We start from the raw sequence: 16,881 nt of genomic DNA, 5'->3' as shown, positions 1-16,881 counted from the left end.
CGGTCGGCCGCAGCGCATAAGGTGGTGCCCATGGGTGAGCCACAGCCGATCCTCGACCCGCTCACACCGGCCGCGATCTTCCTCGTCGTCACCATCGACGAGGGTGGCGAGACGGTGGCGCGGGATTTGCTCGCAGATCTGCCCGGGTTGCGCCGCTCCGTCGGATTCCGGGTGCCCGGATCCGGCCTCGCGTGCATCACCAGCATCGGGTCCGCCGCCTGGGACCGCCTGTTCTCCGGGCCGAAACCCGCACAGCTGCATGAGTTTCCGGGTTTCATCGGTGAGCGGCACCAGGCCCCGGCCACGCCGGGCGACCTGCTGTTCCACCTCAAGGCCGAAACCCAGGACGCCTGTTTCGAATTGGCGATGAAGATCGCCGAGCGGCTGTCCGGCGCGGCCACCATCGTGGATCAGACGGTCGGCTTCCGCTATTTCGAGCAGCGCGATCTGCTCGGATTCGTGGACGGCACCGAGAATCCGGAGGGACAGCTCGCCGCCACCGCCGCGCTGGTCGGCGACGAGGATCCCGAGTTCGCCGGTGGCAGTTACGTCATCGTGCAGAAGTACCTGCACGATCTGGACTCGTGGAAGGCGCTGTCCACCACCGAACAGGAAAAGGTCATCGGGCGAACGAAACTCGACGACTTCGAACTGTCCGACGCCGACAAGCCCGCGAATTCGCATGTGGCCGTGAACGATCAGGACGAGATCGGCAATATCGTGCGTGCCAATATGCCGTTCGGCTCGATCCAGGACGGCGAATTCGGCACCTACTACATCGCCTACGCCGACGACCCCGCCATCACCGAGAACATGCTGGTCCGCATGTTCCTGGGCACGGCCGACGCCGCCTACGACCGCATCCTGGATTTCTCCACCGCGGTCACCGGCACCTCCTTCTTCGCCCCGCCCGCAGGGTTCTTCGACGCGCTGCCGGACGCACCGGCGCCGGCGGCGGCCACCCAGCGGGAATCCCCGGACGGCAATGGCGTTGTGCCCGGGGATGGATCCCTCGGCATCGGAGCCCTACGCAATCGCTGAACCGGCGCTACGGAATCGTTGAACCGAACGGAGCTGACGCATGAACAACCTGCATCGCGAACTCGCGCCCATCACCTCGGAGGCCTGGTCGGCCATCGAGGAGGAGGCGACGCGAACCTTCAAGCGGCACATCGCCGGTCGCCGCGTGGTCGATCTGTCCGGCCCGCACGGCACCGACTACTCCGCCGCCGGACTGGGCCGCACCTCCACCATCACCTCCCCCGGTGATGGTGTGCAGGCCCGCCAGCGCGTGGTGCTGCCGCTCGTGGAGCTGCGGGTGCCGTTCACGCTCTCCCGCGAGGAGCTGGACAATATCGAGCGCGGCGCGCACGACGCCGATCTGGATCCGGTGAAGACGGCGGCCAAGAAGATCGCCTTCGCCGAGGACCGCGCCATTTTCGAGGGCTATCCGGCGGCCGGGATCATCGGCGTCCGGGCTTCCACCTCGTGCGAGCCGGTGAAGCTGCCCGGCGACCCGCGCCTGGCTCCGGAGGCGGTGGCGCAGGCGCTGAGCAAGCTGCGGCTGGCGGGTGTGGACGGGCCGTACTCGGTGCTGCTGTCGGCGGATCTGTACACCGCGGTGAGCGAGACCTCCGATCACGGGCACCCGATCCGCACCCATATCGAGCGGCTCATCGACGGTGACATCATCTGGGCGCCGGCCATCGACGGCGCGTTCGTCCTGTCCACGCGCGGCGGCGATTTCGATCTGCAGATCGGCCAGGATCTGTCCATCGGCTATCTCTCGCACGATGCCGAGACGGTGCAGCTGTACTTCCAGGAGAGCCTGACGTTCCTGGTGTACACGGCCGAGGCGGCGGTCCCGCTCGAGGCGTGACCAGCTGATCCGAGGCGAGACTAGGTGAGCCGGAAGCGGTTTCGATACTCCGTCGGCGTGGTGTCCAGGACGCGCCGGAAGGCCCGGGTGAGGGTGTCGGTGGTGTTGAAACCGCTCAGGGTCGCCACCCGCTCGAGCGTGTGATCGGTCGTCTCGAGCTGGTTGCGCGCGAATTCGACTCGGGCGGACTCGATATAGGCCGCCGGAGTGGCGCCGAGATCGGTCTTGAAGATGCGGGTCAGCTGCCGTTCGCTGACATGGGCCCGCGCCGCCAGGTCCGCGACCGTCAATGGCTCGGCGAGATGGCGGGCGATGTAGTGGCGCAGGTCGTCGATCCGGCGCGTGGTCGAGAGGGGTTCGAGTGACACGCTGAACTGGCTCTGTCCGCCGGGCCTTTTCAGGAACATGACCAGCTGCCGCGCCACGCGCAGTGCGAGGGCGTCGCCGAAATCGTCGGCGACCAGTGCCAGGGCCAGATCCAGGCAGGCGGTGAGTCCCGCACCGGTCCAGATGTTCTGGTCGCGAATGAAGATCGGATCGGCGTCCACGGTGACGGCCGGATGTTCCGCCGCGAGCTGCTGTGCGGTGGACCAGTGGGTGGTGGCGCGCTTGCCGTCCAGCAGCCCGGCGTCGGCGAGAATGTGCGCGCCGACGCAGACCGAGGCGACGCGGCGGCTGGCGGCGGCCAGCTTCGCCACCCACGCCACCACCCGCGGGTCGCTGAGCGCGCGCACCCGGCCGTCGCCGTCCACCTCCACCGAGCCGGGCACCACCAGCGTGTCGATCGCGCGCCCGGCGAGGTCGGCGAAGGTGATGTCGGGCAGCACTCGGACCCCGGCGGAGGTGGTGACGGGGTCGAGGGTCCCGGCGGCCAGCGCCACCTGATATCCGGTGTCCCCGTTCATCTCTCGCTGGAGCAGCGCGAAAACCTCCGGCGGCCCGGTCACATCCAGCAGATCGACCCGGTCGAACAGCACGATGACGACGAATCGCGCCGGTGCACCCACGGTTCCCCCTCCCTCGCTATGTCCGAATCTGCAGGCTACATGACATTTCCGACATGCCCGCCGGCCCATAGCGTGGAAAACGTCCACCGCACAGGGCGGTTCGGATGTGCAAACCCAGGAGGATCTCCATGCCCGCGCAGACCCTGCGTGACCTCAGCGGCTTCGATCAGACCCCGGCCACCCTGGCCGACGCGACCCTGATCCTCGTCGACTACCAGAACACCTACACCCGCGGCGTGATGGAGCTGACCGGCTGGCAGCCCGCCCTCGACGCCGCCGCCGACCTGCTGGCCCGCGCCCGCCGGGCCGGCTCGGCGATCATCCACATCGTCAACGACGGCGGCCCCGGCACCCCCTACGACATCACCGCCGACATCGGCGCGATCCACCCCGCCGTGGCCCCGGCCGACAGCGAACCCGTTGTCGTCAAACAGGTTCCGAACGGCTTCCACGACACCGACCTGGCCGCCCAGGTGGACGCCGCGGGCAACGAGAACCTGATCATCGCCGGCTTCATGACCCATATGTGCGTCACCTTCACCGCCGAGGGCGCCTTCCTGCGCGGCAACCACCCCACCGTCGTGGCCGATGCCTGCGCCACCCGCCCCCTCGAGTCGGCCGTCGGCGAGGTGACCGCCGCACAACTGCACGACAGCGCCCTGGCCACCATCGCCGATCTCTACGGTGTCGTCGTGGCCTCCGCCGCCGAGCTGAATTGACCCCAGCCGTCCGGGTATCGCGTCAGGGCTGGCGGGGCATCGCGCGGCTGGTGTGCAGGTAGCGGGCAGCGGCGTCACCGTCTCCGTCGATCAGGCCGTAGACGGCGTGCCGGCCACGGACGGGGCGCGCGGCGATCAGGGCGTCGGAGCGGAGGTGCAGAAGCTCCATGCGGTCCGGGGCGGAGACCAGGGCCGCTTCCGCCGTCAAGGGAATCGTGGACAGCCACGCCCGGCCGTCGGGGTCGACGTCGATGGCGTGCTCGTACATGACCGAGCGGTACCGGCCGCTGACCCGCGCCGCATCCACCGGTTCGGGCCGCGCGGGCGGCACGGGCCGGGCGGGCAATCGGATACCCGCGTGCACCCACAGCAGGTCCGCGACCAGATCCTGGTAGAGCGCGAACGCGTCACCGCCATTGGCCAGCAAGGCGATTGCCACGCCGGCGGCGGGCGCGATGCGCAGGAAGGCGTTCTGGCCGATGGTGCTGCCATCATGCCCGAACAATCCGGTTCCGGCGGGATCGAACAGCTGCCAGCCCAGACCCCAGTGGGTGCCGTAGCCGATATCGGGCACCTCGACGTGCGGCCGGGTCATCGCCTGTACCGCGGTCTCGGGGAGGACGGGGACGCCCTCCACGGTGCGACCGCCGGACAGGTGCAGCCGGGCGAATCCCAGCAGATCGCGCGCGGACATCGCCAGCCTCGCGCCGGCCGGAGCGTTGGAGGCCGGGAGCGCCCAGACCGGCGTGGGTTCCGGGCGCACGCCCGGCGCGGATCCGATATGCCCTACCGCGGCGCGGAACAGGATGGCCTCGTCGGCGTCGGTGGCCACCCGGGTCAGCCCGAGCGGGGTCACCAGCCACTCCCGCAACACCGCGTCGAAAGGCTTGCCGCGCAAGACTTCCAGGATTCGGCCGAGCAGCACGTAGCCGCTGTTGCAGTAGGAGAACATGTCGCCGGGGCGGTGCACCTGCCCGGCGTCCGCGATGGCGGGCACGAACTTCTCCACCGCGTCCGCGCCGCGCCCGGTGTCGAGGAACAAGTCGCCGTCGATGCCCGAGGTATGGCCGAGCAGCTGCCGGACAGTGATGACGGCCGCGGCCGCCCCGTCGCGCACCTGGAACTCGGGCAGGTACCGGCGCACCGGGGCGTCCAGCTCGATCAGCCCCTCGGCGGCAAGCTGCATGATCAGCGTCGCGGTCCACGCCTTGGTGACCGAGCCGATCTGGAACACCGAATCCGTGGTCGCCGCAACACCGGTCGCGGTGTTCAGCACCCCGGCCGCCGCGTCCGTGATCTCGCCGCCGACCAGCACCGCCACTTGCGCGCCGGGGACTCCGTGCTCCTCGATCGAGTCGGTCAGTCGGCGCTCGAGGTCGACGGCGTGCGGCATCGGTCGCTCCTTCGGGTACTGCGGGACCACCGGTGGGCGGTGGCAGAGGCACGGTAGGTCGACAAGGGCGTCCATGTCGAGATCGGCTGGGAATCCTCCGGTTTCGACCGCCTCAGGAGTCCATCTGCATGACGTAGAAGCGGTTACCGTCGGGGTCCTGGAAGGCGAACATGAGCGGCGCGGAATCCCAGTCCAGCAGCGCGCCGACGGTGAGGCCGAGGCCGGCGAGTGTGGCATGGGCGGCACGGGCATCCGTGGTCGCCAGCCGGATCCCGGTGTCGATGCCGGCGGGCAGTTCCGCGGACGCGCGCACCAGCGCCAAGGCGGCCGTCCCGCCGGGCAGCGACATCTCTATCCAGCGGAAGCCCGGCTGCAGTTCGGCGTCCATGCGGGTCGCCAGCCCGAGCCGCTCGAGCAGCGCCTTGGTCCGGTCCTGATCGGTCACGGGCACCGCGATATTGACGACGGCGGTGAAGGTCGATGGCGTCATGCGGATGAAGACGATCCGTCCGCGTCGAATTCATCGACGACGCGCACCGGCGGGTACGGTGACCGGCAGTCGGTTTCGGGAGGCGTAATGACGATGGTGCGCGCGGGCGTGGTGCCGGGGCGGCGCATGGCCGGGTACGTGGCCGCGGGGATACTCGTGGTGGCCGTCGTCTGCGCCGGCACGGTCGGGGTGTTCGGGCTGAATCGAGTGTTCACCGGGCTGTTCTTCGGCGCGGCCGCCGCCGTGGGGCTGATGGTCGCGCTGTTCGGGCGGGACCGGGTGGAGCTGACCGAGGATGCGATCGTGCGGCGGACGCCGTGGGGCGCCTCGGCGGTGGCGTGGGATCGGGTGGTGGCCGGACGGTTCGCGCTGGACGAGAAGGGCCGCTGGACCCTCGCACTGGATCTCAACGGCGGCGACGAGCCGCATCGGGAACTGGTGCTGCTGTCCATTCCGCCGGTGCGGCGGCCCATTGCCAGCGCCTACGACATGCGCAAGCGTGAACAGGTCGACGAGATTCGAACCATGTTGCGGCACAGGCGGATTCCGGTGACCATCCTGCCGGAGATCGCCAATGCCCTGCAGCGGCACTGGAAGATCGCCCCGCCCACCCACTGAGCCCGCACACCTAGGGGATCTCCCTGAGCGACCGGCGACCGCAGGACGATGCATCCACCCCGGTCACGGCCCGAGAATCCTTGGTGTGGCTGGTGATCGCAGCGTCCTCTACGGAACCTCACAGCCACGGCGGAACGAATGCACAGCCGCAGGTGTGAGGGTGATGATCGTGGCGTTGAGCGTTGTGGCGGAGGACTTCCGCCAGCATGGATGGACGATCGAGACGACCGGCGACGGCGTCGACTTGATCACCGGCGAGCAGATCGCGGCCATCGAACTCACCGGGTCCGTCGCTGCCGGGGTGCGCCGGTACCTGCGCGCCAACAACCTCTCCGGCCCGGTCATCGAGGTCCCGGGTCCGCAGCGGCGGGAAATCCATCTGGTCGTCGGCGTGGCCAAGGCCGCGCGGGCCATCGAGAGCCTGCGCGCCGCGGGGGCGATCGTGCACACCGACGGTGACCGGGTGCCGCTGCCGCAGCCGGGCCGCGGGACCGCGTGGAGCGTCATGCCCCACGAGGCGCGCTGGGTGCCGCCGGTGGTCGCCATCGCCGCGGCCGTGCGCGCCGTCGCGGCCGGCGACCGGGCGCGCCTGCGGACCGTGGCCTGCTGACACCGGGCCGACAACGCGGGCGCCCGCGATGACAAGGGCGCCCGCGCCCCCCGCGCTACCGCGGCTGGCTAGGGTGGGGCGGGTGATTCGCACCGCGGCACTGGCGCATATCCGGGATCGTCGCATGTTGCAGACCCGGTCCACCGGCAAGGACGTCTTCTATATGGCGGGCGGCAAGATCGATCCGGGCGAGACCCCGGAGATGGCCCTGCACAGGGAGATTCACGAGGAACTCGGGGTGGCCGCCACCGGCGTCAGCGAGCTGGGCGTGTTCGAGGCGGAGGCCTACGGGCACGCGCCCGGCACCCGCCTGCACATGACCTGCTTCCTCGGCGAGCTGACCGACGAGCCGCGCCCCTCCGGGGAGATCGCCGAACTGCGCTGGTTCACCCTCGGTGAATACGCCGCCATGTACGCGGTCGCCCCCGGCTCGCTGCTGGTCTTCCGGCGGCTGCACGCGCTCGGCCTGATCGACTGACCCTCGCACTGTAACCACCCGCGCTATTCCTGAATGGCAACTACGCCAACCGGATCCGCGCCCCGAGATGCGCCGTTCCGGATTCCGGATCGCACCGAATCAAGGGTGATTGCAGTGATCAAACCGCTTACTCTGCTCGCGACGGCCGTAATGGCCGCGGGTGGCCTCGGCTTCGGTACCGTGGCGGACACCCGTTTCGACTCCGGCGCCGACTGCCTGTGGGCGGGCGGCACGCACCCGCAGGGGTCGCAGGTGGTGGCGGGCGGCTCGGCCTTCACCTGTGGCGGCGACGCGGCCGGTCCGCACTGGTACCGGAGCGGCGCGGCGAGCGGGAGCACCGTGCCGAATCCCGGGGCGGATGCCAATCCGGCGGGCCGCTTCAGCGCGGGGGCACGCCAGCCCGGCACCGATTACGACGACTACTGCGTCGGCGATCAGCTCATCCCCGGTGTCGGGGACGTCTTCGAGGCGGTGCCGACCAGCGGCGGCCTGCTGTGGAAGTCGGCGGGCCCGGTCTCACAGTGGACCTTCGACCCCGGTGTGGTGCAACCGAAGACGTCCACCCGCTCGTCCGGGATGTGCCTCGACGGTCAGCTGCTCTGAGCGTCCTCGTCCTCGTCCGACGCCGGGTAGGGCTGGTTCGGGATGAGGGCGGCCGAGGCCAGGCCGACGAGCAGGAACAGTGCCGCGGCCAGCAGCGCGGTCCGGGTGGAGTCGGTGAAGGCCCGGCTCAGCGCGTCCACGATGGCCGCGGCGCCGTGGTGCTCCCGCAACCCGCTGATGGCCCCACCGGCCGACTGCCGGGTCGCGGTGGCGAGGGTGTCGGCGGCCGGCTTCTGCAGATCGGGCACGTGTGCGAGCCGTTTGGGCAGATCGTGGGCCAGCGCCGCCGACAGCAGCGCACCGATGACCGCGGTACCGAAGGCCGAGCCGATCTGCCGCACCGTGGACTGGGCGGCCGATCCCTGGCCCGAATACTCCGGCGGCACATCGGCGAGCACGGTCCCGGTCAGCTGCGCCGAAGCCATCCCCAGCCCGATGCCGTACCCGATCAGCAGCACCGCCAGCCACCAGCCGGAAATGTGCGGGGTGACGAACAGCGCGGCCAGCACCACGGCGACGGCCTCGAAGACGAGGCCCAGCTGCACCACCCGCACCGGTCCGAACCGGCGCACCAGTCCCTCGGCGAGCCCCGCGGCCAGGAACGCGCCGACCGCCATGGCGGCCAGCACATAGCCCGCGCCGAGGGTGGACAGCCCGAGCACGTTCACCATGAACAGCGGCAGCACGAACAGCAGGCCGAATTCGCCCAGCGCCACCAGGAACGCGGTGATATTGCCCCAGCGGAAGCTGGGGATCCGGAACAGCGCGGGATCCAGCAGCGCCGAGCGGCCGATCAGACGGCGGTGCTGCTCCCAGCGGATGAACAGGTACAGCGCCACCACCCCGAGCACCAGCAGGATCGGGATCAGTGAGACCGGCGCGCTGGCCGGCCAGTTCCACCCGACGAGCGGGAATTCCCGCAGCGGCTTCCCCCAGCCGTAGGTCTGACCCTCGATGAGCGCGAACACCAGCAGCGCGAAACCCGCTGCGCTGAGCAGGAATCCGTCCACGTCCAGGCCCGGCGCGGCCTTGCCCATGCGGGTCTCCGGGACGTACAGCACCAGCCCGACCAGCACCACCGCGCCCAGCGGCAGGTTCACCAGGAAGATCCACGGCCAGGTGAAGTAGGTGGTGAGCCAGCCGCCCAGCAGCGGGCCGATGGCGGCGACACCGGAGACGACCGAGCCCCAGACCGCGAAGGCGATCACCCGGTCACGGCCCCGGAAGAGGGCGTTCATGGTGGCCAGCGTGCCGGGCAGGACACCGGCCGCGCCGATGCCCTGTACGGTGCGTCCGAGGAGCAGGGGCCAGGCGCTCTGCGCCGCTGCGGAGAGCACGCTGCCGAGTACGAAGATCACCACGCCCAGGGCGAACATCCTGCGCCGTCCGAGCCGGTCGCCGAGGCGGCCGCTGGTGATCAGCAGCGCGGCCAGCACGACCGCGTAGATGCTGTTGATCCATTGCGCCTGAGTGAAATTCAACTGCAATTGGTCGATGATGACGGGCAGGGAGACCGCGACGATGGTGCCGTCCAGCACCACCATGGACAGTCCCAGCGCCAGGACACCGAGGGTGATCCATTTGTTGCGACCCAGGTCGAGCTGCGTTTCCGTCATTCGTCGCTCCCGCCGCTGAACAGCCGTCCGAAGAGTCCGATTATCCGTTAGCCGCCTATGCGCCAATTGTCCGTTCAACAGTGTATGTCGAGGCGGCTGGGCAGCCGAATATTTGCCGACAGGTGACCTCTGAACGGCGGATGTCCGGATCGGATACCTTGAATCGTGTGTCGATGCTGAAGGGTTCCAACGTTCCGGTGGTGACGTCCGAGATTCGGATCGAACTGGGGTGGCAGTCGGGACCCGGGGTTCCCGACGCCGACGCCTCCGCCCTGCTGCTGTCGAGCGGCCGGGTGCGCTCGGACGCCGATTTCGTCTTCTACAACCAGCCGCAGCACGCCTCGGGCGCGGTCCGCCACCACGGCAAGCAGACGGGACCGGTGATCGTGGACGCCCTCTCGGTGCACCTGGGCCGGGTGGAACCGCAGATCGACGCCATCGTGCTCGCCGCCTCGGCCGACGGCGGCACCTTCGCCCAATTCCAGGGCCTGCACGTGCGTTTGGTGGATATGGGCGGCGTGGAGCTGGCCCGCTTCGACAGCACCGACGCCACCTCGGAGACCGCCTTCGTGCTCGGCGAGCTGTATCGCCGCGACGGCGGCTGGAAGTTCCGCGCCGTCGGTCAGGGCTACGACTCCGGACTGGCCGGGCTGGCAACAGATTTCGGCATCTCCGTCGATGAAGCGCCTGCCCCGCAGCCGAATACACCGCAGCCCGTCGCCCCTTCGCAGCCCCTCACGCCCCCGCAGCCGGTCACCTCGCCCCAGCCCGCGGCCGCCCGACCGCCGATCGCTCCCCCGCCGCCGATGCCGGCGCAGCAGCACACCTTCGGGCCGCCGCCGACGCCTGCGCCCCGGCCGAATACCGGCAAGATCTCGCTGACCAAGGAGGCCCCGGCGGTCTCGCTGACCAAGCAGGGCGCGACCGGCGGAATCATGCGGGTCAACCTGAACTGGTCGGTGCCGAGTTCGGGCGGTCTGTTCGGGCGCAAGCGGGCGAACGGCGGGCTCGACCTGGATCTGTGCGCGTTCTGGGAGCTGGCCGACGGGTCGAGGGGCTGCGTCAGCGCGCTGGACACCTTCGGCGATCTGCACAAGCCGCCGTTCATCGCGCTGGACCGCGACGATCGCACCGGCGGCAGCGCGACCGGCGAGAACCTGTCCATCAACCTCGATCACATCGCGGATTTCCGCCGCATCCTGGTATTCGCCTCGCTCTACGAGGGCGCGCAGGATTTCCGTGGCGTGCACGCCACCGCGACCCTGTTCCCCCGCAATACGCCGCCGATCGAGATGGAAGTCGGCGGCTGCCAAGATGATTCGCGCGAGATGGTACTGGCGCTGATCGAGAATGTGCACGGCGAGCTGGTGGTGCGGCGCGAGGGCCGGTTCGTGCGCCCGCCGGAGGGTCGCCGGTTCTGGGGCAAGCTGGCGGTGGATCAGGCCTACGGCTGGGGCCTCAAGTGGGGCACCTCGAAGGGCAAGTCCTGACGCGGATCACTCCGGAGCGAGTCGCCGCGCCAATTCCAGTGCGGCGACCCGGGTTTCGGCCAGCGAACCGGGCCAGCAGAGCAGCCGCAGGATGGCGTCGGGAATGAGCTGCTCGGCGTACTCCGGCGCCGCGCCCTCATCGGAGCGCATATTGATGACCGACTCCACCAGCCGGAACGGCAGCAGTTCGGCCCCGGCCACCGCGCCCGCACCGGCCGCGGCGATGACGGACCCGGCCTCGGCGATGACGGCGGCGGACAGCGTCTCGTAGTGGCCGCGCAGCTCGTCGCGACGTTCCCGGAAGCGGGCGAAGCGTTCACTGCGCAGTTCCGGCAGCAGGTAGAGCGCGCCGAGATTCCAGCGGCTGGCGCACAGCTGGCTGACGTCGTACCAGGCCAGCGCGTACAACCGCACGGCCGCGGGCTCGGTCCGCCCGGCCAGCACGCTCGCCAATTCCAGTGGCGTGGTGACCGTTTCGGCGAGCAGGGCGTCGAGAATATCGTCCTTGGCGGCGAAGTGGTGATACAGCGAGGCCTGCCGGATGCCGACGGCGTCGGCGACCGCGCGGGTGGAGGTATTGCCGTAGCCGTGACTGGTGAACAACTCGGCGGCGGCGTCGAGGATTTCGGCGCGCGGCGTCTGGCCTGCGCGCCGGCGCGGTTCGAGACGAGGACGGCCGGGTCCGAGTTGGGTCACCCTGCCATTCTGTCCTACCCGCACCATCGGCCTGTCTACGCGCATGGCCGGCCCGCCTACCCGAGCGGCCGACCTGCACAGTGAGGTTCCTGTCATTTGACAGAAATACCGGCAATACAGAAGTTACGGCGGGCCATCCGACCGATACAGCGGCGTCACCTGAGCCGCGATCGCGACCGGAAAACTTTCAAGCGATAGATATTCGCCTCGCGAAAGACTCACCGCCATGGTTGCCTCCGCCGACGCCATCATTCCCCAGCCCCCACCGGTCACCGCCGAAACCAGCTCGGACAGCGCCGATCTCGCGCGCTTCGGCTATCAGCCGGTGCTGCACCGCAAGCTCGGCCGCTACGCCTCCTTCGCGGCCGGATTCTCCTTCGTCTCCATCCTGACCACGATCTTCCAGTTCTTCGGCTTCGGCTACTCCTTCGGAGGCGCGGCCTTCTTCTGGACCTGGCCGATCGTGTTCGCGGGCCAGTTCCTGGTGGCGCTGAACTTCGCGGAACTGGCCGCCCGCTACCCGATCTCGGGCTGCATCTATCAGTGGTCGCGCCGGCTGGCCGGCGAGGTCGTCGGCTGGTTCGCGGGCTGGATGATGATCATCGCCCAGATCGTCACCGCCGCGGCGGCCGCGATCGCGCTGCAGGTGGTGCTGCCGACCATCTGGTCCGGATTCCAGCTCATCGGCACGAACAGCGATCTCACCTCCCGCGACGGGGCGTCGAACGCGGTGCTGCTGGGCAGCGTGCTGCTGGTGATCACCACCCTCATCAATGTGGTGGGCATCGACTGGATGGCGCGCATCAACTCGCTCGGGGTGACCATCGAGATCATCGGTGTGATCGCGGTGATCGCGGTGTTCTTCACCCACACCGACCGCGGGCCGGGCGTGGTCACGCACACCGATCAGGCCGCGGCCGGGCCGTACTGGGCCGCCTTCCTGGCCTCCGGATTGATGGCCGCCTACGTCATGGTCGGATTCGATTCCGCCGGTGAGCTTTCCGAGGAGACCAGAAATCCGCGGCACGTCGCGCCGCGCACCATTCTGTCGGCGCTGGCCGTGTCCGCGCTGGGCGGCGGGCTCATCCTGCTGGGCGCGCTCATGGCCGCACCGAGCCTGTCCGACGGCTCGCTGGCCAGCGGCGGGCTGGCGTACGTGATCGAGGCCAAGCTGACCAGCGTTCCCGGCAAGGTGGTGCTGGCCTGCGTGGCGTGCGCGATCACGGTGTGCACCCTGGCGATTCAGACGGCCGGTTCGCGCCTGCTGTTCTCGATGGCTCGCGACGGGCGGCTGCCGTTCGCCAAACCGCTGTCGACGGTGCATCCGCGCTTCGGCACTCCGGTGTGGCCCGCCGTGGTGATCGGCGTGCTGGGAATCGGCCTGCTGGTGGTGAACCTGGGCAATGCCGCCATCTTCGCGACGCTGGCCAGTGTCTGCATCGTCATGCTCTACCTCGCGTACCTGCTGGTGACCATCCCGCTGCTGGTGCGCCGGGTCAAGGGCTGGCCCGCCGATATCGCCGGTGACGCCGCGGGCACGAAACTGTTCGCGCTGGGCCGCTATGGCATTGCGATCAATGCGCTCGCCGTGATCTGGGGCATCGCCATGGCGGTGAACCTGGCCTGGCCGCGCGCCGCGGTCTACACCCCGACCGGCGGTGGCTGGTGGATGCTCTGGGCCGCACCGCTGTTCGTGCTGCTCACGGTGGCGGTCGGCGCGGTGGTGCACCGGATGGTGACCCCCGCGCGCGGGGTAGTCACCGATCCAATTCCCCAAATCGCCTGATCCACACGACATTCCGATGATATCGCCGGAGCCCGGCCAACGCCTGCACCGCCGGCCGAGTCTCCGGCGATCCCCGAGAAACGGAGTAGCAATGAGCACAGCCAACACCACCGGCGCGCGGGTTCATGCCCGCTCGCAGGCGGCCGCCGCCGAACGCGTCGCGCCCGAGCTCCCCGTGGCCGTCGACATCGCGAACATCACTTTCGCCCAGCGGATTCCGTCGGGTGGATACGCGAATGTGGTGCTCGCGCGCGGTACCCGGGTACGGCTGTCGGATCCGTTCGGCGCGGCGTGTGCGCATCTGTTGCTGCTGCGGGCCGAATCGCCCTGGGAACGGCTGAATGTCGCCGACACGGTGAAGGTGCCGTGGCAGGCGTATCTGGGCGTCGGCCACCCGCTGCTCTCCGATCAGGGGCGAGTGCTGGCCACGGTGATCGCGGACTCCTCCGGCCGCCATGACACCCTGTGCGGTCCCTCACCTGCCGCGCGGCAGAGCCTGCGGCTGGCCGGGGTCAAGCAGGGGCTCGAGCCACGGGATATCGGCCCGACGGTGTCGTTCTTCCGGGGTGTGCGCGTGGAATCCGATGGCGCGCTGACGATCACGGGCGGCGCGGCGGCGGGCACGGCGGTCGACCTGCTCGTGCAGCTGCCGGTGACCCTGCTGGTCGCCAATGCCGAACACCCGCTCGACCCCACTCCCCCGACCGAGCTCGACCTCGTGGCGTGGTCCGCCCCGGAAGAGCTCGCACTCGCGCACGGTACCGACCCGGAATACCTGCGCGCGGTGGAGAACACCGAACAGGACTGGCACGCACGCACTCTGGAGGCCCGCGCATGATCACCACCGCCCGCACCGTCGTACTCGACGAGACCGTCCCCGCCCGCGCCCCCTGGTCGGCCGTGGTGCGCGCGGGAGACCAGCTGGACATCATCGATCTGCACGGCAATCAGGCGGTGGACTGCCTGCTCTACAATGCCGCCGATCACACCGACCGGTACAGCGCGCAGACGACGATCACGACCCAGCGCAATATCTTCCTGACCACCGGCAGCGTCCTGCTGACCGAGGCGGGCACCCCGCTCATGACGGTGGTCGCCGACGAAGTCGGCAATCACGACACCGTGGCCGGGGCGTGCTCGCAGGAGTCCAATACCCTGCGCTACGGCCACCACACCCGCCACCAGCACGCCTGTGTGGAGAACTTCCTGGCCGAGGGCCTGAAGTGGGGGCTGGGCAAGCGCGATCTGGTCTCGAACATCAACTGGTTCATGAACGTTCCCGTCGAGGCGGACGGCACGCTCGGCATCGTGGACGGGCTCTCCGCGCCGGGCAAGAAGCTCACGCTGCGCGCCGAGATCGACACCCTGGTGCTGGTCTCCAACTGCCCGCAGATCAACAACCCCTGCAATGGCTTCGACCCCACCCCGGTGCGCATGGTGGTGACCCGATGACCGCCGTGCTGCCGGACCTCACCGCACCCGAGCACTCGTCCCCCGCCGCGACATTCCAGGTGATCCGGCCGGGCATGCAGACGACCGTGCAGGATTGGCCGGGCCGGGTGGGCTACTGGCATGTCGGGGTGCCGCCGTCCGGCCCGATGGACGACCTGTCGTTCCGGCTGGGCAATCGGGCGCTCGGCAATCCGGAGGGCGCGGCCGGGCTGGAGTGCACCCTGGGCGGACCGGCCCTGCGCTTCGACGCCGCCACCTGGGTGTGCGTCACCGGTGCGCCGGTGCCCGTGACCGTGAACGGCCGCGCGGTGCGACAGTGGCGCAGTGTGCTGGTGCCGGCGGGCGGCGTGCTGGACATCGGCATGGTGCGCGGGCCGGGAATGCGGTGCTACCTGCTGGTGGCCGGCGGTATCGAGGTGCCCGAATACCTGGGCAGCCGTGCGACTTTCACCCTCGGCAAGTTCGGCGGCGGCACCGGCCGAGCCCTGGCGGCGGGCGATGAGTTCGGGCTCGGCGCGCCCGGGCGGGTAACGGCCGGGGTGACCGGCGACGATCAGCCCGTGCTGACCCGGCGCTGGGAGCTGGCGGTCACCGAGGGACCGCACGGCGCGCCGGAGTTCTTCACCCGCGGCGATTTCGACACCATCATCGGCACCGACTACGAGGTGCACTTCAACTCCGATCGGACCGGGGTGCGGCTCATCGGCCCGAAACCCCAATGGGCGCGGCGGGACGGCGGCGAGGCGGGACTGCACCCGTCCAACATCCACGACAACGCGTATTCCGTTGGCGCACTGGACTTCACGGGTGACACCCCGATCCTGCTCGGCCCGGACGGCCCCAGCCTGGGCGGCTTCGTCTGCCCGGTCACCGTGGTGGCGGCCGAGCGCTGGAAGCTGGGTCAGCTCACGCCGGGCGACCGCGTGCGCTTCGTCCCGGTCCGCGCCGACCACGCGGCCTCGCTGCGGGAGCTCGGGGCCGAGCGCCGGGCCGCCTGGCCGGTCGTGCTGTCCACGGGCGGCGACGGCGACGACGGCGTCCTGGCCCGCCGCGACGGCGCGGACACCGCGGTCACCTACCGGCGCGCGGGCAATGACGGCCTGCTCGTCGAATACGGGGACATGACACTGGATCTGGAGCTGCGCGCCCGCGTGCACGCCCTGCACCAGGCGCTGCTGGAACGGTCCGAACCGGGGATCACCGAACTCACCCCGGGCGTGCGATCGCTGCAGGTGCGCCATGATCCCGGCCGGCTGCCGACCCGCACGCTGCTGGGCCTGCTCGCCGAGGTGGAGACCGAGCTGCCGCCCGCCGACGAGCTGGTGGTCCCCAGCCGCACCGTGCGGCTGCCACTGTCGTGGGACGATCCGTCCACCCGCGAGGCCATCACCCGCTACATGCACGGCGTCCGCGCGGATGCCCCGTGGTGCCCGTGGAATATCGAGTTCATCCGCCGGATGAACGGATTGGCCTGCGTGGACGAGGTTTTCGACACCGTGTTCGCGGCCGAATACCTGGTCCTCGGCCTCGGCGACGTGTACCTGGGCGCGCCCGTGGCCACGCCGACCGATCCACGGCATCGGCTGGTCACCACCAAATACAACCCGGCCCGCACCTGGACGCCGGAGAACGCGGTCGGCATCGGCGGCGCCTACCTCTGCATCTACGGCATGGAGGGTCCCGGCGGCTACCAGTTCGTCGGGCGCACCACCCAGGTGTGGAACCACCGCTCCAGCGGCGTCGGCGAAGACCCGTGGCTGCTGCGGTATTTCGACCGCATCAGCTGGTATCCGGTGAGCGCCGAGGAACTGCTCGACCTGCGCGCCGACACCGCCGCGGGCCGCGGCGAGCTGCTGGCCGAGGACGGCGAGTTCCGTCTCGTCGACTACCGGAAGTTCCTGTCGGACAATGCCGCATCCATCGACGAGTTCCGCGCCCGGCAGGCCGACGCCTTCGCCGCGGAACGCAATTCCTGGCGCGAGGCGGGCGAACTCGCCGAAACACCCTGAGCGCCTCGGCCTGTTCGCTCCCATCCCAGATCTAG

Annotated in this window: 17 protein-coding genes; 12 read left to right on the top strand and 5 right to left on the bottom strand. The window is 69.8% G+C overall.

All coding sequences use genetic code 11. From position 1 onward, the window contains the following. The first annotated feature begins 30 nt into the window (after window positions 1-30). On the top strand, window positions 31-1,041 hold the full coding sequence (locus tag ACFXKA_RS06905) for a Dyp-type peroxidase (RefSeq protein ID WP_379426436.1): 1,011 nt from the start codon (window positions 31-33) through the stop codon (window positions 1,039-1,041). Window positions 1,042-1,081: 40 nt separating this feature from the next. Next, entirely contained in the window at window positions 1,082-1,879 is a 798-nt protein-coding gene (locus ACFXKA_RS06900) for a family 1 encapsulin nanocompartment shell protein (RefSeq protein WP_354836349.1), read from the top strand. Between the two features lie 20 nt (window positions 1,880-1,899). Here the strand turns inward: ACFXKA_RS06900 and ACFXKA_RS06895 are convergent, their stop codons facing one another. Next, on the bottom strand, window positions 1,900-2,886 hold the full coding sequence (locus ACFXKA_RS06895; protein WP_379426435.1) for a GlxA family transcriptional regulator: 987 nt from the start codon (window positions 2,884-2,886) through the stop codon (window positions 1,900-1,902). A gap of 128 nt (window positions 2,887-3,014) precedes the next feature. Between ACFXKA_RS06895 and ACFXKA_RS06890 the strand changes: the two genes are divergently transcribed. After that, window positions 3,015-3,605, top strand: a complete 591-nt coding sequence (locus ACFXKA_RS06890) for an isochorismatase family protein (protein WP_379426434.1) — start codon at window positions 3,015-3,017, stop codon at window positions 3,603-3,605. A 22-nt stretch (window positions 3,606-3,627) separates the two neighbouring features. Here the strand turns inward: ACFXKA_RS06890 and ACFXKA_RS06885 are convergent, their stop codons facing one another. Together ACFXKA_RS06885 and ACFXKA_RS06880 are read right to left on the bottom strand one after the other, a co-directional pair. Next, window positions 3,628-4,998 (bottom strand): serine hydrolase domain-containing protein, encoded by a 1,371-nt coding sequence (locus ACFXKA_RS06885; RefSeq protein WP_379426433.1) that lies wholly within the window; start codon window positions 4,996-4,998, stop codon window positions 3,628-3,630. Window positions 4,999-5,110: 112 nt separating this feature from the next. Next, window positions 5,111-5,488, bottom strand: a complete 378-nt coding sequence (locus tag ACFXKA_RS06880) for a VOC family protein (protein WP_379426432.1) — start codon at window positions 5,486-5,488, stop codon at window positions 5,111-5,113. An 87-nt stretch (window positions 5,489-5,575) separates the two neighbouring features. Between ACFXKA_RS06880 and ACFXKA_RS06875 the strand changes: the two genes are divergently transcribed. The 4 genes from ACFXKA_RS06875 (at window position 5,576) to ACFXKA_RS06860 (ending at window position 7,797) form a co-directional block, all read left to right on the top strand. Further along, window positions 5,576-6,106, top strand: a complete 531-nt coding sequence (locus tag ACFXKA_RS06875; RefSeq protein ID WP_379426431.1) for a hypothetical protein — start codon at window positions 5,576-5,578, stop codon at window positions 6,104-6,106. A 163-nt stretch (window positions 6,107-6,269) separates the two neighbouring features. Further along, window positions 6,270-6,716, top strand: coding sequence for a hypothetical protein (locus tag ACFXKA_RS06870; RefSeq protein WP_379426430.1), 447 nt, complete (start codon window positions 6,270-6,272; stop codon window positions 6,714-6,716). A gap of 28 nt (window positions 6,717-6,744) precedes the next feature. Continuing rightward, on the top strand, window positions 6,745-7,194 hold the full coding sequence (locus ACFXKA_RS06865; RefSeq protein ID WP_379426429.1) for an NUDIX domain-containing protein: 450 nt from the start codon (window positions 6,745-6,747) through the stop codon (window positions 7,192-7,194). Between the two features lie 114 nt (window positions 7,195-7,308). Next, window positions 7,309-7,797 (top strand): hypothetical protein, encoded by a 489-nt coding sequence (locus tag ACFXKA_RS06860; RefSeq protein ID WP_379426428.1) that lies wholly within the window; start codon window positions 7,309-7,311, stop codon window positions 7,795-7,797. On the opposite strand, the gene ACFXKA_RS06855 is transcribed toward ACFXKA_RS06860, so the two are convergent. Further along, window positions 7,785-9,413 (bottom strand): MFS transporter, encoded by a 1,629-nt coding sequence (locus ACFXKA_RS06855; protein ID WP_354836367.1) that lies wholly within the window; start codon window positions 9,411-9,413, stop codon window positions 7,785-7,787. The two genes, ACFXKA_RS06860 and ACFXKA_RS06855, sit on opposite strands and share 13 nt — an antisense overlap. Before the next feature lie 173 nt (window positions 9,414-9,586). On the opposite strand from ACFXKA_RS06855, the gene ACFXKA_RS06850 reads away from it, so the two are divergent. After that, complete coding sequence (locus tag ACFXKA_RS06850) at window positions 9,587-10,903, top strand: TerD family protein (protein WP_379426618.1); 1,317 nt, start codon at window positions 9,587-9,589, stop codon at window positions 10,901-10,903. A gap of 6 nt (window positions 10,904-10,909) precedes the next feature. Here ACFXKA_RS06850 and ACFXKA_RS06845 read toward each other — a convergent pair whose 3' ends face one another. Next, complete coding sequence (locus ACFXKA_RS06845) at window positions 10,910-11,599, bottom strand: helix-turn-helix domain-containing protein (RefSeq protein ID WP_354836371.1); 690 nt, start codon at window positions 11,597-11,599, stop codon at window positions 10,910-10,912. Between the two features lie 226 nt (window positions 11,600-11,825). Between ACFXKA_RS06845 and ACFXKA_RS06840 the strand changes: the two genes are divergently transcribed. From ACFXKA_RS06840 to ACFXKA_RS06825, 4 genes are all read left to right on the top strand, one after another. Then, complete coding sequence (locus ACFXKA_RS06840; protein ID WP_379426427.1) at window positions 11,826-13,385, top strand: amino acid permease; 1,560 nt, start codon at window positions 11,826-11,828, stop codon at window positions 13,383-13,385. A gap of 91 nt (window positions 13,386-13,476) precedes the next feature. Next, a complete protein-coding gene (locus tag ACFXKA_RS06835; protein ID WP_379426426.1) occupies window positions 13,477-14,223 on the top strand; it encodes a DUF1989 domain-containing protein in 747 nt (248 codons plus the stop codon). Further along, window positions 14,220-14,837, top strand: a complete 618-nt coding sequence (locus ACFXKA_RS06830) for an urea amidolyase associated protein UAAP2 (protein ID WP_379426425.1) — start codon at window positions 14,220-14,222, stop codon at window positions 14,835-14,837. The genes ACFXKA_RS06835 and ACFXKA_RS06830 overlap by 4 nt, the downstream gene beginning before the upstream one ends. A 74-nt stretch (window positions 14,838-14,911) precedes the next feature. Further along, window positions 14,912-16,846 carry a 5-oxoprolinase/urea amidolyase family protein gene (locus ACFXKA_RS06825; protein WP_379426617.1) on the top strand — a complete coding sequence of 645 codons (1,935 nt, stop codon included), beginning with the start codon at window positions 14,912-14,914 and terminating at the stop codon, window positions 16,844-16,846. Window positions 16,847-16,881: the final 35 nt, after the last annotated feature.

Source organism: Nocardia sp. NPDC059228 (assembly GCF_042754245.1).
Taxonomy (GTDB): domain Bacteria; phylum Actinomycetota; class Actinomycetes; order Mycobacteriales; family Mycobacteriaceae; genus Nocardia.
The sequence above is the reverse complement of the archived record's forward strand: the minus strand, read 5'-3'. Positions and strand labels throughout refer to the sequence as shown.